Origin of the sequence: Sphingomonas zeae (assembly GCF_014197135.1) — a bacterium.
Lineage (GTDB): Bacteria > Pseudomonadota > Alphaproteobacteria > Sphingomonadales > Sphingomonadaceae > Sphingomonas > Sphingomonas zeae.
On the sequence record NZ_JACIFA010000003.1, the window covers coordinates 244,596 to 264,024 of the forward strand.

The following is a 19,429-nucleotide window of genomic DNA, read 5'->3' on the forward strand; positions in this document are numbered from 1 at the left end:
GATGATCCGGCCGCTCGCGATCTCGATGGGGGACCCGGCCGGGATCGGGCCGGAGATCATTGCCAAGGCCTGGGCAGCGCGCCGTCAGACGGGGTTACCACCCTTTCTGGCGGTCGGCGACGCACGCGCCATCGAGCGGGTCTGGAACGGCCCGATCGCACGCGTGTCGGATATGGCGGATGCCGTGGCCACCTTTGACGAAGCGCTGCCCATCCTGACGGTCGACGACGCAGGCGAAATCCGCCCCGGCCAGCCCGATGTCGAGGGTGCACGGTGCGCGCTCCACTCGTTGGAGCTGGCGGTAGGGCTCGTGCGTTCGGACGCCGCGAGCGCGCTGGTGACCGGGCCGGTCAGCAAGGCGCAGCTCTATGACATCGGCTTCACCCATCCGGGCCAGACGGAGTTCGTGGCCGAACGCTGTGGCGTCGCTGGCGAGAATGCGGTGATGATGCTGGCCGGCCCCTCGTTGCGGGTCGTACCGATCACCACCCACGTCCCGCTGGCGGCGGTTTCGGGCCTTTTGTCGGTCGAACTGATCGTCGCCAAGGGACGTGCGACCGCTCGCGGACTGTGTAAGAATTTCGGCATCCGCGAGCCCAGATTGGTCTTTGCCGGATTGAATCCCCATGCGGGGGAAAGCGGCGCGATCGGGCGAGAAGAGATCGACTTCATCGAGCCCGCCATTGCCCAGCTTCGTGCGGAAGGCATCGACGCGAGCGGCCCGTTCGCCGCCGACACGCTGTTCCATCCACGCGCCCGCGCTCGGTATGACGCCGCGCTCTGCTGCTATCACGATCAGGCGCTGGTGCCGATCAAGACGCTCCATTTCGATGAGGGCGTCAACATCACGCTCGGGTTGCCGATCGTGCGGACCTCGCCCGATCACGGCACGGCCTTTGGTCTGGCGGGGCAGGACAGCGCGCATCCTGGCGCGATGATCGCCGCCATCGCGATGGCGGGCGACGCTGCCCGACGCCGCGCCGAAGCGGCAGCCTGACATGAATCCCACCACGCCGCTCCCGCCATTGCGGGAGGTCATTGCGCGCCACGGCCTGTCCGCGGCCAAGTCGCTCGGCCAGAATTTCCTGTTCGATAGCCAGTTGCTGGCCCGGATTGCCGCCATTCCGGGCGACCTGACCGATCAAGAGGTGCTGGAAATCGGCCCCGGCCCCGGTGGCCTGACCCGTGCCCTGCTCATGGCCGGCGGGCGGGTCACTGCCATCGAACGCGATCGCCGTTGCATCCCCGCGCTGGCTGAACTGGCCGAAGCCTTTCCCGGCCGGCTTAAGGTCATCGAGGGCGATGCCCTGCGGATCAGTGCGCCGGAGCTGTTCGAGGGGCAGCCGCACATCGTTTCCAACCTGCCCTATAATGTCGGCACGCCTCTGCTCGTCGGCTGGCTGTCTGGGGCGTGGCCGCCCTGGTGGCGATCCTGCACGCTGATGTTTCAGAAGGAAGTGGCGGAGCGGATCGTCGCCGCGCCCGATCAGTCATCCTATGGTCGCCTCGCCGTTCTGACCCAGTGGCGCAGCGAGACGCGGATCGCGATGCCGGTCCACCGATCGGCGTTCACCCCGCCGCCCAAGGTGATGTCGGCAGTGGTGCATATCGTGCCCAAGCCTGCACCCGAGGAGGTCAGCTTCCGCACGCTGGAGCGTCTGACGGCTGCCGCCTTCGGTCAGCGGCGCAAGATGCTGCGCCAGAGCTTGAAACCCGTCGTCGGCGCGGTCGAGGCGATGGAGTCGATCGGCCTCGATCCCGCCCGCAGGGCCGAGACGCTATCGGTCGCGGAGTTCGTGGCCCTGGCCCGCGCGCTCGGTTGAGGCAGACGCATTCCTCCCGCTGCAAAGGGGGGAATAAAGACAAGGCCTTACGGCGTAGGCGGCGTCTTGCTGTCGACTTGCGCCGTCGTAACCGTCGCAGGCGGACCCTTGGCGATCTGTGCGGCCAGAGCGCTCGCATCGGCGCATTCGCTTTTGCAGAGCGTCTTAATCTTCACGAGATTGTCCTTCGCGCGCGCGACCGCGCCGCGCTGGACCAGCGCCTCACCCTGACCGCGCAATGCGCGGGTATCGTTCGGGTCGAGAAGCAGCGCCTCGCGATACAGTCGGATCGCCTTGCCCGGCAAGCCGCGGGCGTCCGCGACTTCGGCAAGCAGGACGAACGCTGACCGGTTGCGCGGATCGACCGCCACAGCCGTTTCCAGCATGTCCGTCGCGCCATCGAGATTGCCCGCCGCCTTCAGGCCACGCGCCTGTTCTAGCAACTGCATGGAACGGGCGTCGATCTGATTATCCGGGCGCTGGCCGCTGAGCGAGGTGGAGAGCGAAACCACCGCCAACGCGGCGGCAGCAGCCAGGGACGACAAACGCATGAGGAACTCCGGAGGTGGCACTGGGCCGGATGCTAGCATGGAGCCCGGAGGCAGGCGACAAAAAAGCCGTCGGTGCCATGGGTGGCCGGATCGAGCCTTTGGCCAAACCCACGAGGCGTACCGATTCCCGGTTCGACAGGCTCGGGCGACCAGCCGGGATGGCTGGCGAGGAATCTCGCAACTTGGTCGCTTCCCTCGGCATCGAGAAGGGAGCAGACGATATAGACCAGCCGCCCGCCAGCTTTGACCAGTCCCGCGCCGATCTCCAGCACCTGCATCTGAGCCGCTTCAAGCCGCGCCAGTCGCTCCGGCGTCAAGCGCCAGCGAGCCTCGGGATTGCGCCGCCACGTTCCCGTACCTGAACAGGGTGCATCGATCAGGACACCATCGGCCTTGCCCGCCCAGTCCGCCAGCATTTCGGCTTCGCGCCCCGGATTGAGCAACCGGCTCTCGATGATTGTCGCCCCGGCCCGCTCGGCGCGAGGGGCCAGCCTTTGCAGCCGGGCTCGGTCGATATCACAGGCGAGCAAGGCGCCCTGATTGCCCATCGCCGCCGCGAGCTGAAGCGTCTTGCCGCCCGCCCCAGCGCACAGATCGACCAGCCATTCGCCGGGTTGAGCCGACATGGCGGCCCCGACCATCTGGCTGCCCTCGTCCTGCACCTCAACCAGCCCCGCCCGATAAAGATCAGACGGCTCGACCGGCGTTCCGTTGGGAAGACGTATCCCCGTCGGCGCATGCGGCGTAGGCGTGGCGTCGGCCCATTGCTCCAGAACCGCCGCCCTGGTCGTCATCAAACTGTTGATGCGGATATCGAGCGGCGCGCGGTCTATCAGTGCCGCAAGCTGCCGATCATCCAGGCCCGATGCGGTCAGCGCCTCGACGAGCCAGGCCGGGGCGACGCCTCCCTCGGCGCGGGGTTCGTCGGCCGCAATGGGGGCAGGGCCATGGGCCGATCCGTCGAAGGTTGCCGCGATCGCCGGATCATGATCTGCGACCGCCAGCATCGCCGCCCGCCCGTTCACGGGCAGTGCCCCGGCTTGACGGATGGCGGCATAGACGAACTCGCGCACCGCCCGCCGATCCTTGGATCCGGCATAGCGGCGCGTCGAGAAATAGCGAGCGATCAGCGTGTCCGCCGCCGCCCCGCCGCTAGCGGCAGCGGCGACGATCTCGTCCAGCAACTCGATCGCCGCCTGGGTTCTTGCGGCGGGGGTCATGCGAAGCGCTCCGGCAGTTTAGCGGGTCGGGTAATTGGGCGCTTCCCGCGTGATCGTCACGTCATGGACGTGGCTTTCCTTCAGGCCCGCGCCGGTGATCTGGACGAACTGCGCCCGCTCGCGCAGATCCTTCAGCGTCGCCGAGCCGGTATAGCCCATCGCCGCCTTGATGCCGCCGACCAACTGGTGGATGACGTCGCGCGCCGGCCCCTTATAGGCGACCTGCCCCTCAATACCCTCGGGCACCAGCTTCATCTGGTCCTTGATGTCGCCCTGGAAGTAGCGGTCCGCCGAACCACGGCCCATCGCGCCGACCGAGCCCATGCCGCGATAGGATTTATACGCGCGGCCCTGATACAGGAAAGTCTCGCCCGGCGCTTCCTCGGTACCCGCCAGCAGCGAGCCGACCATGCAGGCACCGGCACCCGCCGCCAGCGCCTTGGCAAGGTCGCCCGAGGTGCGCAGGCCGCCATCGGCGATCACCGGCACGCCCGATTTCCAGCCTTCCTCGGCGCAGTCCATCACGGCCGTCAGCTGCGGTACGCCGACGCCCGCAACGACGCGGGTGGTGCAGATCGAACCCGGCCCGATGCCGACCTTCACGGCATCCGCACCCGCGTCGATCAGGGCGCGGGTAGCTGCTGCGGTGGCGACATTGCCCGCGATCACCTGAACCGTGTCGGACAGCTTCTTCGCCGCCTCGACTGCGCGAGCCACGTCGCGGTTATGACCGTGCGCGGTATCGATGATGACGCAGTCGACCTCCGCCTCGATCAGGGCACGAGTCCGCTCGAAGCCCTTCTCAACCACCGTCGAGGCGGCGGCGACGCGCAGGCGACCGGCGGCGTCCTTGGTGGCGGAAGGATAGGTGACGGCCTTTTCGATGTCCTTGACGGTGATGAGGCCAACGCAGCGATAGCTGTCGTCGACGACGAGCAGCTTTTCGATGCGACGGGCGTGGAGCAGGCGGCGCGCCTCGTCCTGGCCGACGCCGACCTTGACGGTCGCCAGATCCTCATGCGTCATCAGCTCGGATACCGGCTGCTGCGGGTTTTCGGCAAAGCGCACGTCGCGGTTGGTCAGGATGCCGACCAGGCGGCCGTCGAACTCGACGACGGGAATGCCGCTGATCCGGTGGCGCGCCATCAAGGCCTGCGCTTCGGCCAGCGTCGCGGTCGGCGAGATGGTGATCGGGTTGACGACCATACCGCTTTCGAACCGCTTGACCTGCCGCACGGCGGCGACCTGCTGCTCGACGGTGAGGTTGCGGTGGAGCACACCCATGCCGCCCAGCTGCGCCATCACGATCGCCATGTCGGCCTCGGTCACGGTATCCATTGCCGCCGACAGGACCGGGATGTTGAGCGCGATCGAGCGGGTCAGTTGCGTCCGCGTGTCTGCGGTGCTCGGCAGAACGTCGGACTCCTGGGGCACGAGGAGCACGTCGTCGAAGGTGAGGCCGAGGCGGATATCCATGGGGCTGCCAAATCCTGCGGAGGGAACAAGTGGCGGGCCATGTAACCAAAGCAAGCCGTTCCGGCTAGGCCCTTGGTGCATCGCCATGCTAGAACAGCATCGGACTGATTAGGGGGAAGCCGTCCATGGGCCTGATTATCGCCGCGCTCACCGTCCTGCTGGTGTTGATGTACCTGATGATGTCGATCAAGATCGTCCGCCAGGGCTATCAGTACACGATCGAGCATTTCGGCCGCTATACCGGCACGGCCGTCCCCGGCTTCAATTTCTATCCCGCCTTTTTCTATCGTGTCGGCCGCAAGGTGAACATGATGGAACAGGTGATCGACATCCCGGGACAGGAGATCATCACCAAGGACAATGCGATGATCTCCACCGACGGGGTCGTCTTCTTCCAGGTGCTGGACGCGCCCAAGGCGGCCTATGAGGTGTCGGACCTGTATGTCGCGCTACTGAACCTCGTCACGACCAATTTGCGTACCGTCATGGGGTCGATGGACCTGGACGAAACCCTGTCCAAGCGCGACGAGATCAACGCGCGGCTGCTCAATGTCGTCGATCACGCAACGACGCCCTGGGGCGTGAAGATCACCCGAGTCGAGATCAAGGACATCCGCCCACCGGTGGATATCGTCAACGCCATGGCCCGCCAGATGAAGGCCGAGCGCGAGAAGCGCGCCAACATCCTGGAGGCGGAAGGCTCACGCGCATCGGAAATCCTGCGCGCCGAGGGCCAGAAGCAGGCGCGTATCCTGGAAGCCGAGGGCCGCCGCGAGTCGGCGTACCGCGACTCGGAAGCTCGCGAGCGGGCGGCCGAAGCGGAGGCCAAGGCGACCCGCGTCGTGTCCGAGGCGATCGAGTCGGGCGGCACGCAGGCGATCAACTACTTTGTCGCCCAGAAATATGTCGAGGCGATCGGCAAGTTCGCCACCAGCCCCAATGCCAAGACGATCCTGTTCCCGGTCGAGGCGACGCAGCTGATGGGCACGCTGGGTGGGATCGGTGAACTGGCCAAGGAAGCGCTGGCACCGCACAACGGGACGCCCGCCCAACCCGCCACCCCGCGTGTCACTAGCAAGCCGGGGCCGTTCGACCAGTCGCCGTCGTGACGATCGTCGAACTCGACCCCGCGGCGCTCTGGCTGGCGGGGGCGCTGGTGCTGGGCATTGCCGAGTTGCTGGTGCCGGGGGTTTTCCTGATCTTCCTGGCCATTGCAGCGGCCGTGACCGCGCTCACCACATGGGCGCTGCCGCACTTGCCCGTCGGATTGCAACTTGCCGATTTCGCGGTCTGGAGCGTCGTGTGCGTCATGATCGGGCGGCGATGGTATCGCGACTTTCCGGTCGAGAGCGATGCGCCCGTCTTGAATGAGCCCGCCCGGCGGCTGCGTGGGCAGATCGTCACCGTCACCACGCCGATCATCGATGGCGAGGGTCGCGCGCGGCTGGGGGACGGCGAATGGCCGGTGCGCGGACCTGATACGGACATCGGAACGCGGCTGCGTGTCGCGCATGTCGATGGCGGGACGCTGCTGGTCGAGCCGATCGAGCCCGAGGCCTGATCCCGCCGGTCAGCCGCGCTGCTGCGCCAGTACCTCATAGGCCATGACCGCCGTCGCTACCGCCGCGTTCAGGCTGTCCGCCTTGCCCAGCATCGGAATCTTGACGAGCGTGTCGCAGGCAGCGGCATATTCGGCAGGCATCCCATGAGCCTCGTTCCCGGTGAGCAGGAAGGTAGGCGCGGCATAGCGCGCGGCCCGATAATCCGAATCGGTGTCGAGGCTGAGGCCAACCAACTGGCCCGGACCCTGCCGCAACCAATCAAGGAAAGGCTGCCATTCGGTCTTGACGATCGGCACGGTGAACAGCGCGCCCATGCTCGCGCGAACCGCCTCGACCGAAAAGGGATCGACGCATTCGCCGACCAGGATCAGCCCCCCTGCCCCGACCGCGTCGCCGGTACGCAGGATCGTCCCCAGATTGCCCGGATCGCGCAGACGCTCCGCGACCAACCAGATGCCGGACGCATTGCGGTCCAACTCATCGAGCGTGACGCCCAATTCCTCGAATACGCCGACGACCGCCTGCGGATTGTCCTTGCCCGACAGCTTCGACAGGATGTCGGGGGTCGTCTCGATCGCCTCGCCTTCCGATGCCTCGACCGCCTTGATCAGATCGCGGACCAGCGGATGGCCAGCGGAGGGCTTGGCGTAGAATAGCAGGGTCGGCAGCCGACCCGTCTCGCGCGCCTCGGTCAGGATGCGCAGCCCCTCGGCCAGAAACTGGCGGGATTGCTTGCGGTGACGCTTGTCACGCAGGTCGCGTGCCCACTTTATCAGCGGGTTGGAATAGGCGGTAATCTCACGGGGCATCAGTCTTCGCCGAACTTCGCTTCCACCAGCGCAGCCAGCGCCTCGACCGTTTCGTCAGCGCCGTCGCCGGCCGCGCTGATCGTGATGGTGTCGCCCATCGCGGCACCCAGCATCATCAGCCCCATGATCGAGGTACCGGTCACCGTGCTGCCGTCCTTGGCCACCCGCACTTCACAGGGCTGGGTGGAGGCGAGCGTTACGAACTTGGCGCTGGCGCGGGCATGAAGACCGCGGCGGTTGGTGATGAGGACGGCTCGCGTCTGCTCCGTCATGCGGCGGCCTCGCCCAGCACTTCCGACGCGACCGAGATATATTTGCGTCCCGCCTCGCGCGCGGCCGCGACCGCATCGACCACCTGCATCGACTTGCGCGCCGAACCCAGGCGGATGAGCATCGGTAGATTCATGCCCGCAATCACCTCGACCCGTCCGCGCTCCATAAGCGAGATGGCCAGGTTCGACGGCGTGCCGCCAAACAGGTCGGTCAGAACGATCACGCCGCGCCCGGCATCAACGGTGGCGATCGCCGCCGCAATGTCCGAGCGCCGCTCTTCCATATCGTCTTCCGGCCCGATCGCGATGGTCGCGATCCGCTCCTGCGGGCCGACCACATGTATCATCGCGGTCACGAACTCATCGGCGAGCCGCCCGTGCGTCACCAGAACCAGACCAATCATGTCAGACACGCATATCCATCATTGCTTGGCCGGCCCGGCTTCCAGTGAGTCTTTCGGCACGGCACTCAAATCACGATGCACCACCGTGGGGGAAAAACCGCTCTGGCGCAACCGTCCCGCGATCCGTTCGGCGACATGAACCGACCTATGTCTCCCTCCGGTACAGCCGATCGCGATGGTGATATAGGATTTTCCACTTGCGATGTAACGCGGGACCAGCGTGTCGAGCAGCGTCTCGATCTGAGCCAGGGCGGCGTCGTAAGCGGGATCGTGGCGGATATAGTCGATGACGCCCTTGTCCAACCCGGTGCCCGGTCGCAATTCCGCCGACCAGTGCGGATTGCGCAGGAACCGCATGTCGAAGACGAGGTCGGCGTTTCGCGGCAGCCCCTTGGAAAAGCCGAACGACATGACGGTCAGCACCGGCTCGCTCAGTCCCTCGACGGCATAATTGGCGCGCAGCCATTGCCCCAGATCGTTGCTGGTCATGTTCGTCGTGTCGAGCAGCCGATCGGCCATGTCGCGAACAGGTGCCAGCAACGCGCGTTCATGCGCGATCCCGTCATCAGCGGCCCGATCCGCCGCGAGTGGATGGCGATGGCGGGTCTCGGCATAGCGCCGCTTCAATTCCGCGCCGCCGCAGTTCAGGAACAGCGTCTCGATAGCCAGATTGGGACTTTCGTTCAGCCGCCTGATGCTCTGCGTGATCTGTTCGGGGGCGAAGTCGCGAGTGCGTACGCCGATACTGATCGCCAGCGGCCGGTTCTTGCCTTCCATGCCCTTGGGCGGAGCGGCTTCGAGCAAGCCGTTCAGCAGGAAGAGCGGCAGATTGTCGACCACCTCCCAGCCGAGATCCTCCAGCGTCTTGAGCGTGGTCGAGGTGCCGGCGCCGGACATGCCGGTCACCAGCAAAATGCGTTTTCGATCCATCACGGCAATTCCTTCAGGCGCGACGCCAGCAATTCGACCTTGATCGGGGCCGAGGCCGGAAAAGGGTTGAGCCTATAGATAGGGATGCGCACGCCCGCGATCACGGTCTGGCGTGGCTCGGGCAGACGCTCCTCGATGTCCGGCTCGACACCCAATTCGATGACGAGGCGGATGGTCGCGCTCGCGCGGTACGGCGCAGGCATGATGCCGACGCCGCGCACCTCGATCAGTCCGGCGATCCGGTCCGGCACCGTGACGCGCAGGCTGCCATCGATGACTTCCGCTTCGACATAATCGTCGCCGATCAGCATCGCCCCCCGATCGATCAGCCGAAGGGCCAAATCGGATTTACCGCACCCCGAAGGACCGCGCAGCATAACCCCCATATCCCCCATCAGGACACAGGTGGCATGGATCAGCGCCCCCGTCATGCGATCGCAGCCAGCGGCAGGCGGACGACGAAGCGCGCGCCGCTCATCCGATCCTCGCGTGATTCGACGTGGATCCGCCCCTGATGCGCTTCGACGATGGTCCGGGCGATGGCGAGGCCAAGTCCCGAGTGACGCCCGAAATTCTCTGAGCTTGGGCGGATCGAATGAAAGCGGCGGAAGATGGTCTCGCGCGCCTCCTCCGGCACGCCGGGTCCCTCATCCTCGACCCGCACGACCCAGTCTTCCGGCTCGCGCGCCAAGCTGATCGCCACCACCGCCTCGTCCGGAGAGAAGGACAGCGCATTGTCGATCAGATTTTCAAAAACCCGTTCGAGCCGCGCGCCCTCGCCCGACACCATCGCCTGGCCCGGCTCGGTCGAATCGAAGAGGAGGCGGATATCCCGTTCGACCCCACGCGCCTCTCGCTGCGCGATCAGTCCGGCGATCAGCGCGTTCAGATCGACCGGATCGAATTTGGCCCGGCTGAGCTGTGCATCAAGTCGCGAGGCGTCGGAGATATCGGTGATGAGCCGGTCGAGCCGCCGCACATCGTCGCGAACGATCGCCAGCAACTGCGCCTGGAGCGCCGGGTCGTGGATCGTCTCCAGCGTGTCGACGGCGGAGCGGAGAGAAGCAAGCGGGTTCTTCAGCTCATGCGTCACGTCCGCCGCAAAGGCCTCGGTCGCGTCGATCCGCGCGCGCAACGCCAGGCTCATATCGGACAGTGCGCGCGCCAGCATTCCCAGCTCGTCACGCCGATCGGGCAGACGCGGCACCACCACTTCGCGCGCCCGGCCCAGCCGGACTCGCACCGCCGCTCGCGCGAGCCTCCGCAGCGGCCGGACGATGGTGCGCGCGAGGAACAACGACAGCAGAACGGAAATGAGCGCCACCAGCGCCAGCAGCACACCCAACCGGAACCGCTCGATGCGCACGGTCTCGGTGATGAAGCGGGCATTTTCGGTCGCCATGATCGCCCCGCCACTGGGCAGCGGAGCAGCCGCGGTGATGACGGGCGTACGGTCAGGGGCGCGCCAGACGGAGCCGGAAACGCGTCCGTCCCGGGCCTCGCGGACATCGGGCCATTCCGCGCCCCCGCGACGCTCACGGTAGAGCGGCGGACGGGCCGCGCCGACAACCGTGTCGATCCCGGCATCGAGGAAACGGGCAATCGCCTGCCCCCAATCCTGCTTGTCCGGATCGCGCAGCACCACGTTGCGAATGCCCAGCGCGCGGCTGTCGGCCATCAGTCGCCCCCCCGCATCGAACAGCCTGATACGCCCGCCAGTATCGCGTGCCAGCCGCATGACCAGCACGTCGCGCTCCTCGCTGCGCACCGAGGTCAGCGCCTCTCCCATCAGCCGCACCTCGCGCAGCGACTGCGCAACCCGGTTGTCGAGCAACCGGGCACGGTAGGAGTCGAGATAGAAAAACCCGCCCGCCAACAGCAGCAGCGCAAAGATGTTCAGCGCCAGAATCCGCTGCGTCAGCGAGATCTGGCCCGACCAGCGCAACGCCAGGTCGGGGGCTTCACTCCTCGGAGAATCGGTAGCCGGCGCCATAGAGCGTCTCGATGGCGTCGAATTCGGGGTCTACCTGCCGGAACTTACGCCGGAGACGCTTGATATGGCTGTCGATCGTCCGATCATCGACATAGATGTCGTCCTGATAGGCGGCATCCATCAGCTGATTGCGGGTGCGCACGATGCCGGGGCGCTGCGCCAGCGTTTCCAGGATCAGAAACTCGGTGACGGTCAGCGTGACCGGCTCGCCCTTCCATGTCACCCGATGCCGGGCGGGGTCCATCGCCAGCGCGCCGCGCGTCAGCGGCCCCTGCACTTCGGCGGCGGGCGTGCCTTGCGGCGTGCCGACATATTCCGATCGCCGCAAAATGGCGCGGATACGGGCGATCAGCAGCCGCTGCGAGAATGGCTTGGCGATATAATCGTCCGCGCCCATTGCAAGACCCAGCGCCTCGTCCAGCTCATCGTCCTTGCTCGTCAGGAAAATAACCGGGATCTGGCTCTTCTCGCGCAGACGGCGGAGCAGCTCCAGCCCGTCCATACGCGGCATCTTGATGTCGAAGATTGCCAGGTCCGGCGGGTTATCGACCAGCGCCTTCAACGCCGCCTCGCCGTCCGCATAGACGCGGGTCACGAACCCCTCGGCCTGAAGCGCGATCGACACGGAGGTCAGGATGTTCCGGTCGTCATCGACCAACGCAATAGTTGCGGTCATGCGATCAACCTCAGACCCGTCTCATGCGAAGGAACCGCCATGGCCATCGGTTAGGCTAAACCGGGACACGGCTCAACCGTCTTCGCGAAAAGCGGTGTTTGACGTGTTTAACAAACAGGCTATGAAAGACTGATCGCGCACGTCCTATCGTGCGGTACAACAACGCCGGGCCATCGCGATCCGGCACCTTTGGGGAACGAGGAAGCTCCTATGAACGAACGGATTCCCGAGATTGGTTTGCAGGCGCAGGGCATCGAAACGCGCGCCACCTTGCACTGGAATCTCGTTACCGCACGGCTGATCGAAACGGCCGTCGCCCGTGGTGAGGGCAAGCTGTCTGCCGATGGCCCGCTGGTCGTCGAAACCGGCGAGCATACCGGCCGCTCGGCGCAGGACAAGTTCATGGTCCGCGACGACGAAACCCGCGACACCGTCTGGTGGGGCAAGACCAACAAGCCGATGAGCCCCGATGATTTCGCCGCGCTGAAGGCTGATTTCTTCGCCGCGCTCGGCCAGAAGGAAGATCTGTTCGTTCAGGACTTGTATGGCGGATCGCAGCCGGAACACCGCGTTCGCGTGCGCGTCGTGACCGAGCTGGCCTGGCACAATCTGTTCATCCGTACGATGCTGGTCCGTCCCGAAGAGCATGAGCTGCGCAAGTTCGCCGCTGAATACACCATCATCGACCTGCCGAGCTTCCGCGCCGACCCCGCGCGTCACGGCTGCCGCTCGTCGACGGTGATTGCGGTCAACATGACCGAGAAGCTGATCCTGATCGGCGGCACGCGCTATGCTGGCGAGATGAAGAAGTCGGTCTTCGGCCTGCTCAACTATCTCCTGCCGACGACAGGCGTGATGCCGATGCACTGTTCAGCGAACATGGGCGCGGACGGTTCGACCGCGGTGTTCTTCGGCCTGTCGGGAACCGGCAAGACCACGCTGTCGGCCGATGCCAGCCGCACCCTGATCGGTGACGACGAACATGGCTGGTCGGACACGGCGGTCTTCAATTTCGAGGGCGGCTGTTATGCCAAGATGATCCGCCTGTCGCCCGAGGCGGAGCCCGAAATCTTCGCCACGACCAAGCGCTTCGGCACGGTGCTGGAAAACGTCGTGATGGATCCGGTCACGCGCCAGCTCGACCTGAACGACAACAGCCTGGCCGAGAACAGCCGGGGTGCGTACCCGATCGACTTCATCCCCAATGCGTCGAAGGACAATATGGGGGGCGTGCCGCGCAACATCGTCATGCTGACGGCGGACGCTTACGGCATCCTGCCGCCGATCGCCAAGCTGACGCCCGAACAGGCCATGTACCACTTCCTGTCGGGCTATACGGCACGCGTGGCGGGTACCGAGATCGGCGTGACCGAACCGGACGCGACCTTCTCCACCTGTTTCGGTGCGCCCTTCATGCCGCGCCATCCGTCGGTCTATGGCAACCTGCTGAAGGAGCGGATCGCCAAGGGCGGGGTCGATTGCTGGCTGGTCAACACCGGCTGGACCGGCGGCAAATATGGCGTCGGCCATCGTATGCCAATCAAGGCGACCCGCGCGCTGCTCAACGCTGCGCTGGACGGCAGCCTCAACCAGGTCGAGTTTCGAACCGACCCGAATTTCGGCTTCCAGGTTCCGGCCTCGGTCCCCGGCGTCGATACGGCGATCCTGAACCCGCGCGACACCTGGGCGGACAAGACGGCCTATGACGCGACGGCGGCCAAGCTCGTCGATCTGTTCAACGAGAACTTCAAACAGTTCGCCGACCATGTCGACGAAGGCGTCCGCGCCGCTGCGCCGAAGGGTACGGTCGCAGCCTGACGATATGGGAGGCGTTCCAGTCGAACGCCTCCCCTCTTCATTTCAGCTGGTCTCCAAGATCATCAGCACACGACAACCCTCCCGGCGAAGGCCGGGATCCAGTTTAGTTGATGCCGACAACCGCTCCAGGCACTTGGCAACTGGACCCCGGCCTTCGCCGGGGTGAGGCGCATAGGTTGACCAAAGCCCATTGCGAGATAAGCCTTTTGAAGCGGTAGCTTCAAAACGTTGCGCGGCTCAAAACAACGCGCCGCCCCTATCGGCTGACGTTCGCCGCTTCCCGCCTTCTGGCTGAAAACCTTACTCCGCCTCAGTCTCGGCAACGTCCGCAGCCGGCATCAACTTGGTCAGCGGTCGCACCGCCTGTTCGCCCAGCGGCGGCGAATCGATGCTCTTGCCGCCCGTATCGATATTGAGCGTCTCGAAACGGCGGGCGCTGGTCAGCACCTGGCTTTCCAGGCTACCGACAAAGGCATTGTACGCGGTCATCGCGGTATCGAGATTCTTGCCCAGCCTGGACACATGACCGCCCATCACCGCGAGCCGGGCGTAGAGTTCCTTGCCCAATGCTCCGATCTGTCGCGCTTCCTGCGCCAGCTTTTCCTGCCGCCAGACCGCCGCCACCGTGCGTGCGATCGCAATCAGGTTGGTCGGAGTCGCCAGCAGCACGCGCTTCTCGAAGGCGAAATCCCAGAGCGTCGGGTCATTCTCAAGCGCCGCCGACAGGAAATGTTCGCCGGGCACGAACATGATGACATAGTCCGGCGCGTCTTCGAACTGGTTCCAATAGCTCTTGTTGCCGAGGCCATTGACGTGCGCGCGCATCGCCGCGGCATGGCGCGCCAGACCTAGCTGCCGTTCGGGCTCGTCGACCGCGCCGAACGCATCCTGATAGTCGTTGAGCGACACCTTGGCATCGATGACCAGCGCCTTGCCGCCGGGCACGCGTATGATCGCGTCGGGGCGCAGGCGGCCGCCCTCGCCATCGTCAACGCTGACCTCGGTCTGGAAATCGGCATGTTCGGAGAGGCCGCAGCTCTCCAGCACGTTGCGGAGTTGCTGCTCGCCCCAGCGTCCGCGAGCCTTGGGAGCGTTGCGCAGCGCGTTAACGAGCTTGGCCGCCTCGCCCGAAACGCGCTCCTGCCCGATCCGCATCGCCTCGATCTGTCCCTTCAGTTCGCCGAATGCGTCGCGGCGCTCATCCTCTACCTTGCGAACGCCTTCCTCATAGCGCTGGAGCCGCTGATGAACCGGGTCGAGCAACGCCTTGAGCGTCTGGCCGGACGCCTCCTCGGACTGGCGGAAGCGCGCCTCGGCACGCTCGAGAAACTGGCGCTGAGCGACTTCCAGCGCGCGCGCTGCCGCTTCGCCGAATTGGGCATTGATCTGCTCGCGTGCCTGCCCCAGCGCCTCCAGCGTCTGGGCATAGGCCGTTTCGCGCTCCTGCGCCCGTGCCCGCTGCTCGGCCAGCTCGCGATGCGCAGCGTTGCGCTCCGCCTCGACGGCATCGCGCGCCGCGCGGATGACATCGAGATCGGCGGCGCGTCCGCGCAGTTCGGCCAGCGCCTGCAGCGCCTCGCTCCGGTCGCGTTCGGCGGCGTCCCGGGCCGCCCGCAGCGGCTCGACCTCCGCCGCGCGGGTCGTGGCGGTCGCCAGTTCGGCGGCCAACCCATCGGCCTTTCGCCGCGCGGCCAGCCAGCCGACAACACCCCCCAATAAGAGGGCGAGCAGGGCAACGGCGATCAATTCCGGCATTGGAAAAACCTGTCAGACAGTAGGACAGGTCGGAACATAGAACGAACGAAGCCGGTCGAACAAGGCCATTCGACCGGCCTGGTCGGGAAAGGTCAGCCCTTCCGGATCTTGTTCAACTTGCGCATCAGCATGTCGCGCTTCAACCGGCTGACATGATCGATGAACAGCACGCCGTTCAGATGGTCGATCTCGTGCTGCATACAGGTGGCGAGCAGACCGTCGAGTTCGGCCTCATGCGCATCGCCCTTTTCGTCCAGCCACTTCACGCGGCAGGCGGCCGGCCGCTTCACCTCGGCATATTGCTCGGGGATCGACAGGCAGCCTTCGTTATAGGTCGACAGCTCTTCGCTCACCGACAGGATTTCGGGATTGATATAAGCCTTGGGGTTCTTGACCGGCTTGCCTTCCTCGTCCTCTTCTTCCTGAAGGTCGATGACGAGGATACGCTGATCGACGCCGACCTGGATCGCGGCCAGGCCGATCCCATGCGCGTCATACATCGTCTCGATCATGTCGGAGATGAGCTGACGAACGCTGTCGTCCACCGTCTCCACGGGTTTCGAGACAAGACGCAGGCGGGGGTCGGGAACTTCGACGATCGAGAGAATGGCCATAACGGTTTCGCTACGGTCAGGGGCTCGAACCGTCAAGCGGGCCGATCAGACGACCGGCCGCCGCGCGCGCAAGGCCTGGGCCAGCGTGCCTTCATCGAGATAATCCAGCTCGCCACCGACCGGCAGCCCATGGGCGAGTTGCGTCACGCGCACCGGAAAGCGCTCGATCCGTTCGGCAAGGTAATGGGCGGTGGTCTGCCCCTCCAGCGTGGCGTTCATCGCCAGCACGACCTCATCCACTCCGCCTCCCTCTATCCGCCGAACGAGGGCGTCGATGGTCAGATCTTCGGGCCGCACCCCTTCCAACGCGGATAGCCGCCCGCCCAGCACATGGAAGCGTCCCGGGAACAGCCGCGACCGCTCCAGCGCCCAAAGGTCGGCGACCTCCTCCACGACGCAGAGCGCACCCGCGTCCCGCCGGGGGTCGGCGCAAATCGCGCACGGATTGGCCGTGTCGATATTGCCGCAGGTCGAACAGGTCTCCAGCCGTTCTTCGACCGCCCCGAGCGCGGTCAGCAGCGGCACCAGTGCCGCTTCCCGTTTCTTCAACAGATGCAGGACCGCGCGACGTGCCGATCGGGGGCCAAGGCCAGGAATACGCGACAGCGCCTGGGTCAGCGCCTCGATTTCGGGGGATGCCATGTGGAAACAGATAGGGGGTTGCGCGCCGTCCCGCCAGCGCAGAGAGGCGTTGGGATGCGGATCATCTTCATGGGTACGCCGGGCTTTGCCGTCCCGGTTCTGCAAGCGCTGGTCGAGGCCGGGCATCAGGTCGTCGCCAGCTACAGCCAGCCGCCGCGTCCCGGCGGACGGCGCGGGCGGCAGCTAGTGCCGTCGCCGGTGCAGCAGAGGGCGGAAGAATTGGGCATAACGGTGATGACGCCGGTGTCGCTGCGCTCGGCCGAGGAACAGGCGCAGTTTGCCGAATTCGAGGCGGATGTCGCGGTGGTCGCCGCTTATGGCCTGATCCTTCCGCAGCCGATACTCGACGCGCCTCGCCTGGGATGCCTGAACGTGCATGGCTCGCTATTGCCACGCTGGCGCGGCGCCGCGCCGATCCAGCGGGCGATTCTGGCCGGTGACGTGGTGACGGGGGTCGGCATCATGCAGATGGAAGCCGGGCTCGACACCGGGCCGGTTCGGCTGGAGGGCTCGACTTCGATCGGGCGCAAGACGACGAGCGAACTGACCGAGGAACTGGCCGCGATGGGGGCGGAACTGATGGTCAAGGTGCTGGCCGACCCAGCTCGCTATCCGCCGCGACCCCAGCCCGTCGAAGGCATCACCTATGCCACCAAGATCGACAAGGCGGAAACCCGCCTCGACTTCACGAAGAGCGCGATCGAACTGGAGCGGCAAGTCCGCGCTTTCCATCCCGCGCCCGGCGCCTGGTTTGAATATCAGGGCGAGCGGATCAAATTATTGTCCGCCGAGCTGACCGAGGACCGGGGTGCGCCCGGCGAGGTGCTGGATGACCGGCCGACCATAGCCTGTGGCGAAGGGGCGCTTCGGCCGGTCATCGTCCAGCGCGCGGGGCGCGGCGTTTCGAGCGCCGCCGACCTGTTGCGCGGTTTTCCCATTCCGGCGGGGACCCGGCTTTGACGCGATTCGCGCTGACGGTCGAATTTGACGGGCGCCCCTTCATGGGCTGGCAGCGTCAGTCGCATGGTCCGAGCGTCCAGCAAGCGCTGGAGGATGCGGTCCACGCCGTCACCGGCGAGCGCACCGCGGTCCATGCCGCCGGGCGTACCGATGCGGGCGTGCACGGCCTAGCGATGCGGGCGCATGTCGACATCGCCAAGGCCATCGCACCGTTCCGCCTGATGGAAGCGATCAATGCGCGGGTGCGCCCCGCCCCCGTCGCGGTGCTGGACTGCGTCGAAGTCGCACCCGATTGGCACGCGCGCTTTTCATGTATCCGGCGATCCTATGAATATCGCATCGTCAACCGCCGCGCACCGCTGACCCATGAAGCCGGACTGGCGTGGCAGGTGCCACAACCCTTGGACGAGGCCGGCATGGCGGACGCCGCGGCGCGGCTGGTCGGGCGGCACGACTTCACGACCTTTCGTTCGGCCCATTGTCAGGCGGACAGCCCGGTGCGGACGCTCGACCTGTTATCGGTCGAGCGGGTCCGGGATCGGCTGTTCATCCGGGCCGCCGCCCGCTCGTTCCTGCATCATCAGGTTCGGTCCATGGTCGGGTGCCTCGCGCTGGTCGGTATGGGCCGCTGGTCCCCCGACGATGTAGAGGTCGCCCTCCACGCCCGCGACCGCGCCCAGCTCGGGCTGAACGCGCCGTCGGACGGGCTGTTCTTTGTCCGGGCGGATTACCCGGACGAAGGCTGACGCGAGAAGCGCGCGGCCAGTTCGACATGGGTCGACCAGCGGAACTGGCCCACCGGCTGCACCCAGTCGAGCTGCCAGCCCTGATCGATCATCGCCTTGGCATCGCGTGCGAAGCTGGAGGGATTGCACGAGACATAGGCGACCGCGCCCACCTCCGCGCTGGCCAACGCATCCGCCTGATCCCGCGCGCCCGCACGCGGCGGATCGAGGACGATCGCGTCGAAGCGGTCGAGTTCCGTCTTCATCAACGGACGGCGATAGAGATCACGATGCTCGGCAAAGACCATACGCCCCGCACCGTTCGCTGCGCCCTTTAGCGACAGGATCGCGTCGCGCGCGCCCTCGGCTGCATAGACCTTGCCCGGCAGCGCGAGCGCGAAGGTGCCGAGCCCCGCGAACAGATCGGCCGTGGTGCGGGGATTGCCCACCGCCTCGCGCACGGCGGCGACTAGAGCGGCCTCGCCATCGGCCGTCGCCTGCAGGAACGCCCCCGGTGGCAGCGGCACACCAACGCCACCCAGCGTGATCGTTATCGGCTCCGGCTCCCAGCGCGTCTCCGCCCCCAAGCCGTCATCGACCGAGAAGCGCGCGACGCCGTGCCGCTGGCAGAAGGCGATGATCGTCTCCGCCGCCTCTAACCCATCGGGCGAAAAGCTGGTGACGAGGATATCCGCGCCCTGATCGGCCAGCGCCAGATGCACATCGCCGCGCCGCTTGAATCCCAGCCGCTGGAGTAACGCGCGAAGCGGCGCGACCAGCGCAAACAGCGTCGGGTGGAGGATATGACACTCGGCCATATCGACGATGGCGTGGCTTTTTTCCTCGGAAAAGCCGATCAGCACGCGCCCACCTTTCGCCTCGGCATGGAGCGTCGCGCGTCGGCGACTGTGCGAGGGCGAGAGGTGCGCAGGCCGGAGCGGCGCGGTCAATCCATGGGCATCGAGCGCTGAGGCGATCCGGTCGGTGACGAAACCGGCATAGCTTTCGTCGTCGAGATGCTGGAGCTGGCAACCGCCGCAGCGTGGGAAATGGCCGCAGGGCGGAGTCTGGTGATGGGGGCCAGGTATGACGCTGCCGTCGGCGGACAGGGTGTCGCCAGGTGCGGCAAAGGCGGCGTGACGGCCGTTCGCGGTCACGCCGTCGCCTCGGGCGGCAACGCGGATGATGGTATCGCTCAT

Annotated in this window: 21 protein-coding genes; 7 read left to right on the plus strand and 14 right to left on the minus strand. The window is 66.0% G+C overall.

The window, feature by feature from the left end; genetic code table 11:
- The first annotated feature begins 1 nt into the window (after position 1).
- Positions 2 to 997: a 4-hydroxythreonine-4-phosphate dehydrogenase PdxA gene (gene pdxA / locus GGR45_RS06495; protein WP_175312146.1), complete on the plus strand. Its 996-nt coding sequence runs from the start codon at positions 2 to 4 to the stop codon at positions 995 to 997.
- Between the two features lies 1 nt (position 998).
- A complete protein-coding gene (gene rsmA, locus GGR45_RS06500; protein ID WP_175312145.1) occupies positions 999 to 1,823 on the plus strand; it encodes a 16S rRNA (adenine(1518)-N(6)/adenine(1519)-N(6))-dimethyltransferase RsmA in 825 nt (274 codons plus the stop codon).
- 47 nt (positions 1,824 to 1,870) lie between these two features.
- Here the strand turns inward: rsmA and GGR45_RS06505 are convergent, their stop codons facing one another.
- From GGR45_RS06505 to guaB, 3 genes are read right to left on the minus strand one after another with little or no spacing between them, the layout of a single operon-like run.
- The gene (locus GGR45_RS06505; protein ID WP_175312144.1) at positions 1,871 to 2,374 is read right to left on the minus strand and encodes a tetratricopeptide repeat protein; all 504 of its coding nucleotides are present in this window, start codon (positions 2,372 to 2,374) and stop codon (positions 1,871 to 1,873) included.
- 32 nt (positions 2,375 to 2,406) lie between these two features.
- The gene (locus GGR45_RS06510; RefSeq protein WP_175312143.1) at positions 2,407 to 3,594 is read right to left on the minus strand and encodes an RsmB/NOP family class I SAM-dependent RNA methyltransferase; all 1,188 of its coding nucleotides are present in this window, start codon (positions 3,592 to 3,594) and stop codon (positions 2,407 to 2,409) included.
- Positions 3,595 to 3,612: 18 nt separating this feature from the next.
- Entirely contained in the window at positions 3,613 to 5,070 is a 1,458-nt protein-coding gene (gene guaB, locus GGR45_RS06515) for an IMP dehydrogenase (protein WP_175312142.1), read from the minus strand.
- Positions 5,071 to 5,195: 125 nt separating this feature from the next.
- Here guaB and GGR45_RS06520 point away from each other — a divergent pair, with 125 nt between their 5' ends.
- Together GGR45_RS06520 and GGR45_RS06525 are read left to right on the plus strand one after the other, a co-directional pair.
- Complete coding sequence (locus GGR45_RS06520; protein ID WP_175312141.1) at positions 5,196 to 6,179, plus strand: SPFH domain-containing protein; 984 nt, start codon at positions 5,196 to 5,198, stop codon at positions 6,177 to 6,179.
- On the plus strand, positions 6,176 to 6,631 hold the full coding sequence (locus GGR45_RS06525; protein WP_175312140.1) for an NfeD family protein: 456 nt from the start codon (positions 6,176 to 6,178) through the stop codon (positions 6,629 to 6,631). The genes GGR45_RS06520 and GGR45_RS06525 overlap by 4 nt, the downstream gene beginning before the upstream one ends.
- Positions 6,632 to 6,640: 9 nt before the next feature.
- Here GGR45_RS06525 and GGR45_RS06530 read toward each other — a convergent pair whose 3' ends face one another.
- Genes GGR45_RS06530 through GGR45_RS06560 form a run of 7 tightly spaced genes read right to left on the minus strand, consistent with a single transcriptional unit; the run spans position 6,641 to position 11,716 of the window.
- Positions 6,641 to 7,441 (minus strand): TrmH family RNA methyltransferase, encoded by an 801-nt coding sequence (locus GGR45_RS06530; protein WP_175312139.1) that lies wholly within the window; start codon positions 7,439 to 7,441, stop codon positions 6,641 to 6,643.
- Complete coding sequence (locus tag GGR45_RS06535) at positions 7,441 to 7,713, minus strand: HPr family phosphocarrier protein (RefSeq protein ID WP_175312138.1); 273 nt, start codon at positions 7,711 to 7,713, stop codon at positions 7,441 to 7,443. Before GGR45_RS06535 ends, GGR45_RS06530 begins: the two co-directional genes overlap by 1 nt.
- Positions 7,710 to 8,117 (minus strand): PTS sugar transporter subunit IIA, encoded by a 408-nt coding sequence (locus GGR45_RS06540; RefSeq protein WP_175312334.1) that lies wholly within the window; start codon positions 8,115 to 8,117, stop codon positions 7,710 to 7,712. Before GGR45_RS06540 ends, GGR45_RS06535 begins: the two co-directional genes overlap by 4 nt.
- Before the next feature lie 18 nt (positions 8,118 to 8,135).
- The gene (gene rapZ, locus GGR45_RS06545) at positions 8,136 to 9,047 is read right to left on the minus strand and encodes an RNase adapter RapZ (RefSeq protein ID WP_175312137.1); all 912 of its coding nucleotides are present in this window, start codon (positions 9,045 to 9,047) and stop codon (positions 8,136 to 8,138) included.
- Positions 9,047 to 9,478 (minus strand): HPr kinase/phosphorylase, encoded by a 432-nt coding sequence (locus GGR45_RS06550; RefSeq protein WP_175312136.1) that lies wholly within the window; start codon positions 9,476 to 9,478, stop codon positions 9,047 to 9,049. Before GGR45_RS06550 ends, rapZ begins: the two co-directional genes overlap by 1 nt.
- On the minus strand, positions 9,475 to 11,040 hold the full coding sequence (locus tag GGR45_RS06555) for a sensor histidine kinase (protein WP_175312135.1): 1,566 nt from the start codon (positions 11,038 to 11,040) through the stop codon (positions 9,475 to 9,477). The genes GGR45_RS06550 and GGR45_RS06555 overlap by 4 nt, the downstream gene beginning before the upstream one ends.
- The gene (locus tag GGR45_RS06560) at positions 11,009 to 11,716 is read right to left on the minus strand and encodes a response regulator transcription factor (protein WP_175312134.1); all 708 of its coding nucleotides are present in this window, start codon (positions 11,714 to 11,716) and stop codon (positions 11,009 to 11,011) included. Before GGR45_RS06560 ends, GGR45_RS06555 begins: the two co-directional genes overlap by 32 nt.
- Positions 11,717 to 11,926: 210 nt before the next feature.
- Between GGR45_RS06560 and GGR45_RS06565 the strand changes: the two genes are divergently transcribed.
- Positions 11,927 to 13,534: a phosphoenolpyruvate carboxykinase gene (locus GGR45_RS06565; RefSeq protein WP_175312133.1), complete on the plus strand. Its 1,608-nt coding sequence runs from the start codon at positions 11,927 to 11,929 to the stop codon at positions 13,532 to 13,534.
- 300 nt (positions 13,535 to 13,834) lie between these two features.
- On the opposite strand, the gene GGR45_RS06570 is transcribed toward GGR45_RS06565, so the two are convergent.
- The 3 genes from GGR45_RS06570 to recR form a co-directional block, all read right to left on the minus strand.
- Positions 13,835 to 15,289: a DNA recombination protein RmuC gene (locus GGR45_RS06570; RefSeq protein WP_175312132.1), complete on the minus strand. Its 1,455-nt coding sequence runs from the start codon at positions 15,287 to 15,289 to the stop codon at positions 13,835 to 13,837.
- 92 nt (positions 15,290 to 15,381) lie between these two features.
- Positions 15,382 to 15,903 (minus strand): peptide deformylase, encoded by a 522-nt coding sequence (gene def, locus GGR45_RS06575; protein ID WP_175312131.1) that lies wholly within the window; start codon positions 15,901 to 15,903, stop codon positions 15,382 to 15,384.
- Between the two features lie 45 nt (positions 15,904 to 15,948).
- A complete protein-coding gene (recR, locus tag GGR45_RS06580; protein ID WP_175312130.1) occupies positions 15,949 to 16,545 on the minus strand; it encodes a recombination mediator RecR in 597 nt (198 codons plus the stop codon).
- A 54-nt stretch (positions 16,546 to 16,599) separates the two neighbouring features.
- Between recR and fmt the strand changes: the two genes are divergently transcribed.
- Together fmt and truA are read left to right on the plus strand one after the other, a co-directional pair.
- Positions 16,600 to 17,505 (plus strand): methionyl-tRNA formyltransferase, encoded by a 906-nt coding sequence (gene fmt, locus GGR45_RS06585; protein ID WP_175312129.1) that lies wholly within the window; start codon positions 16,600 to 16,602, stop codon positions 17,503 to 17,505.
- Positions 17,502 to 18,251 (plus strand): tRNA pseudouridine(38-40) synthase TruA, encoded by a 750-nt coding sequence (gene truA / locus GGR45_RS06590; protein WP_175312128.1) that lies wholly within the window; start codon positions 17,502 to 17,504, stop codon positions 18,249 to 18,251. Before fmt ends, truA begins: the two co-directional genes overlap by 4 nt.
- Here the strand turns inward: truA and GGR45_RS06595 are convergent.
- A complete protein-coding gene (locus tag GGR45_RS06595) occupies positions 18,233 to 19,429 on the minus strand; it encodes a class I SAM-dependent RNA methyltransferase (RefSeq protein WP_175312127.1) in 1,197 nt (398 codons plus the stop codon). The two genes, truA and GGR45_RS06595, sit on opposite strands and share 19 nt — an antisense overlap.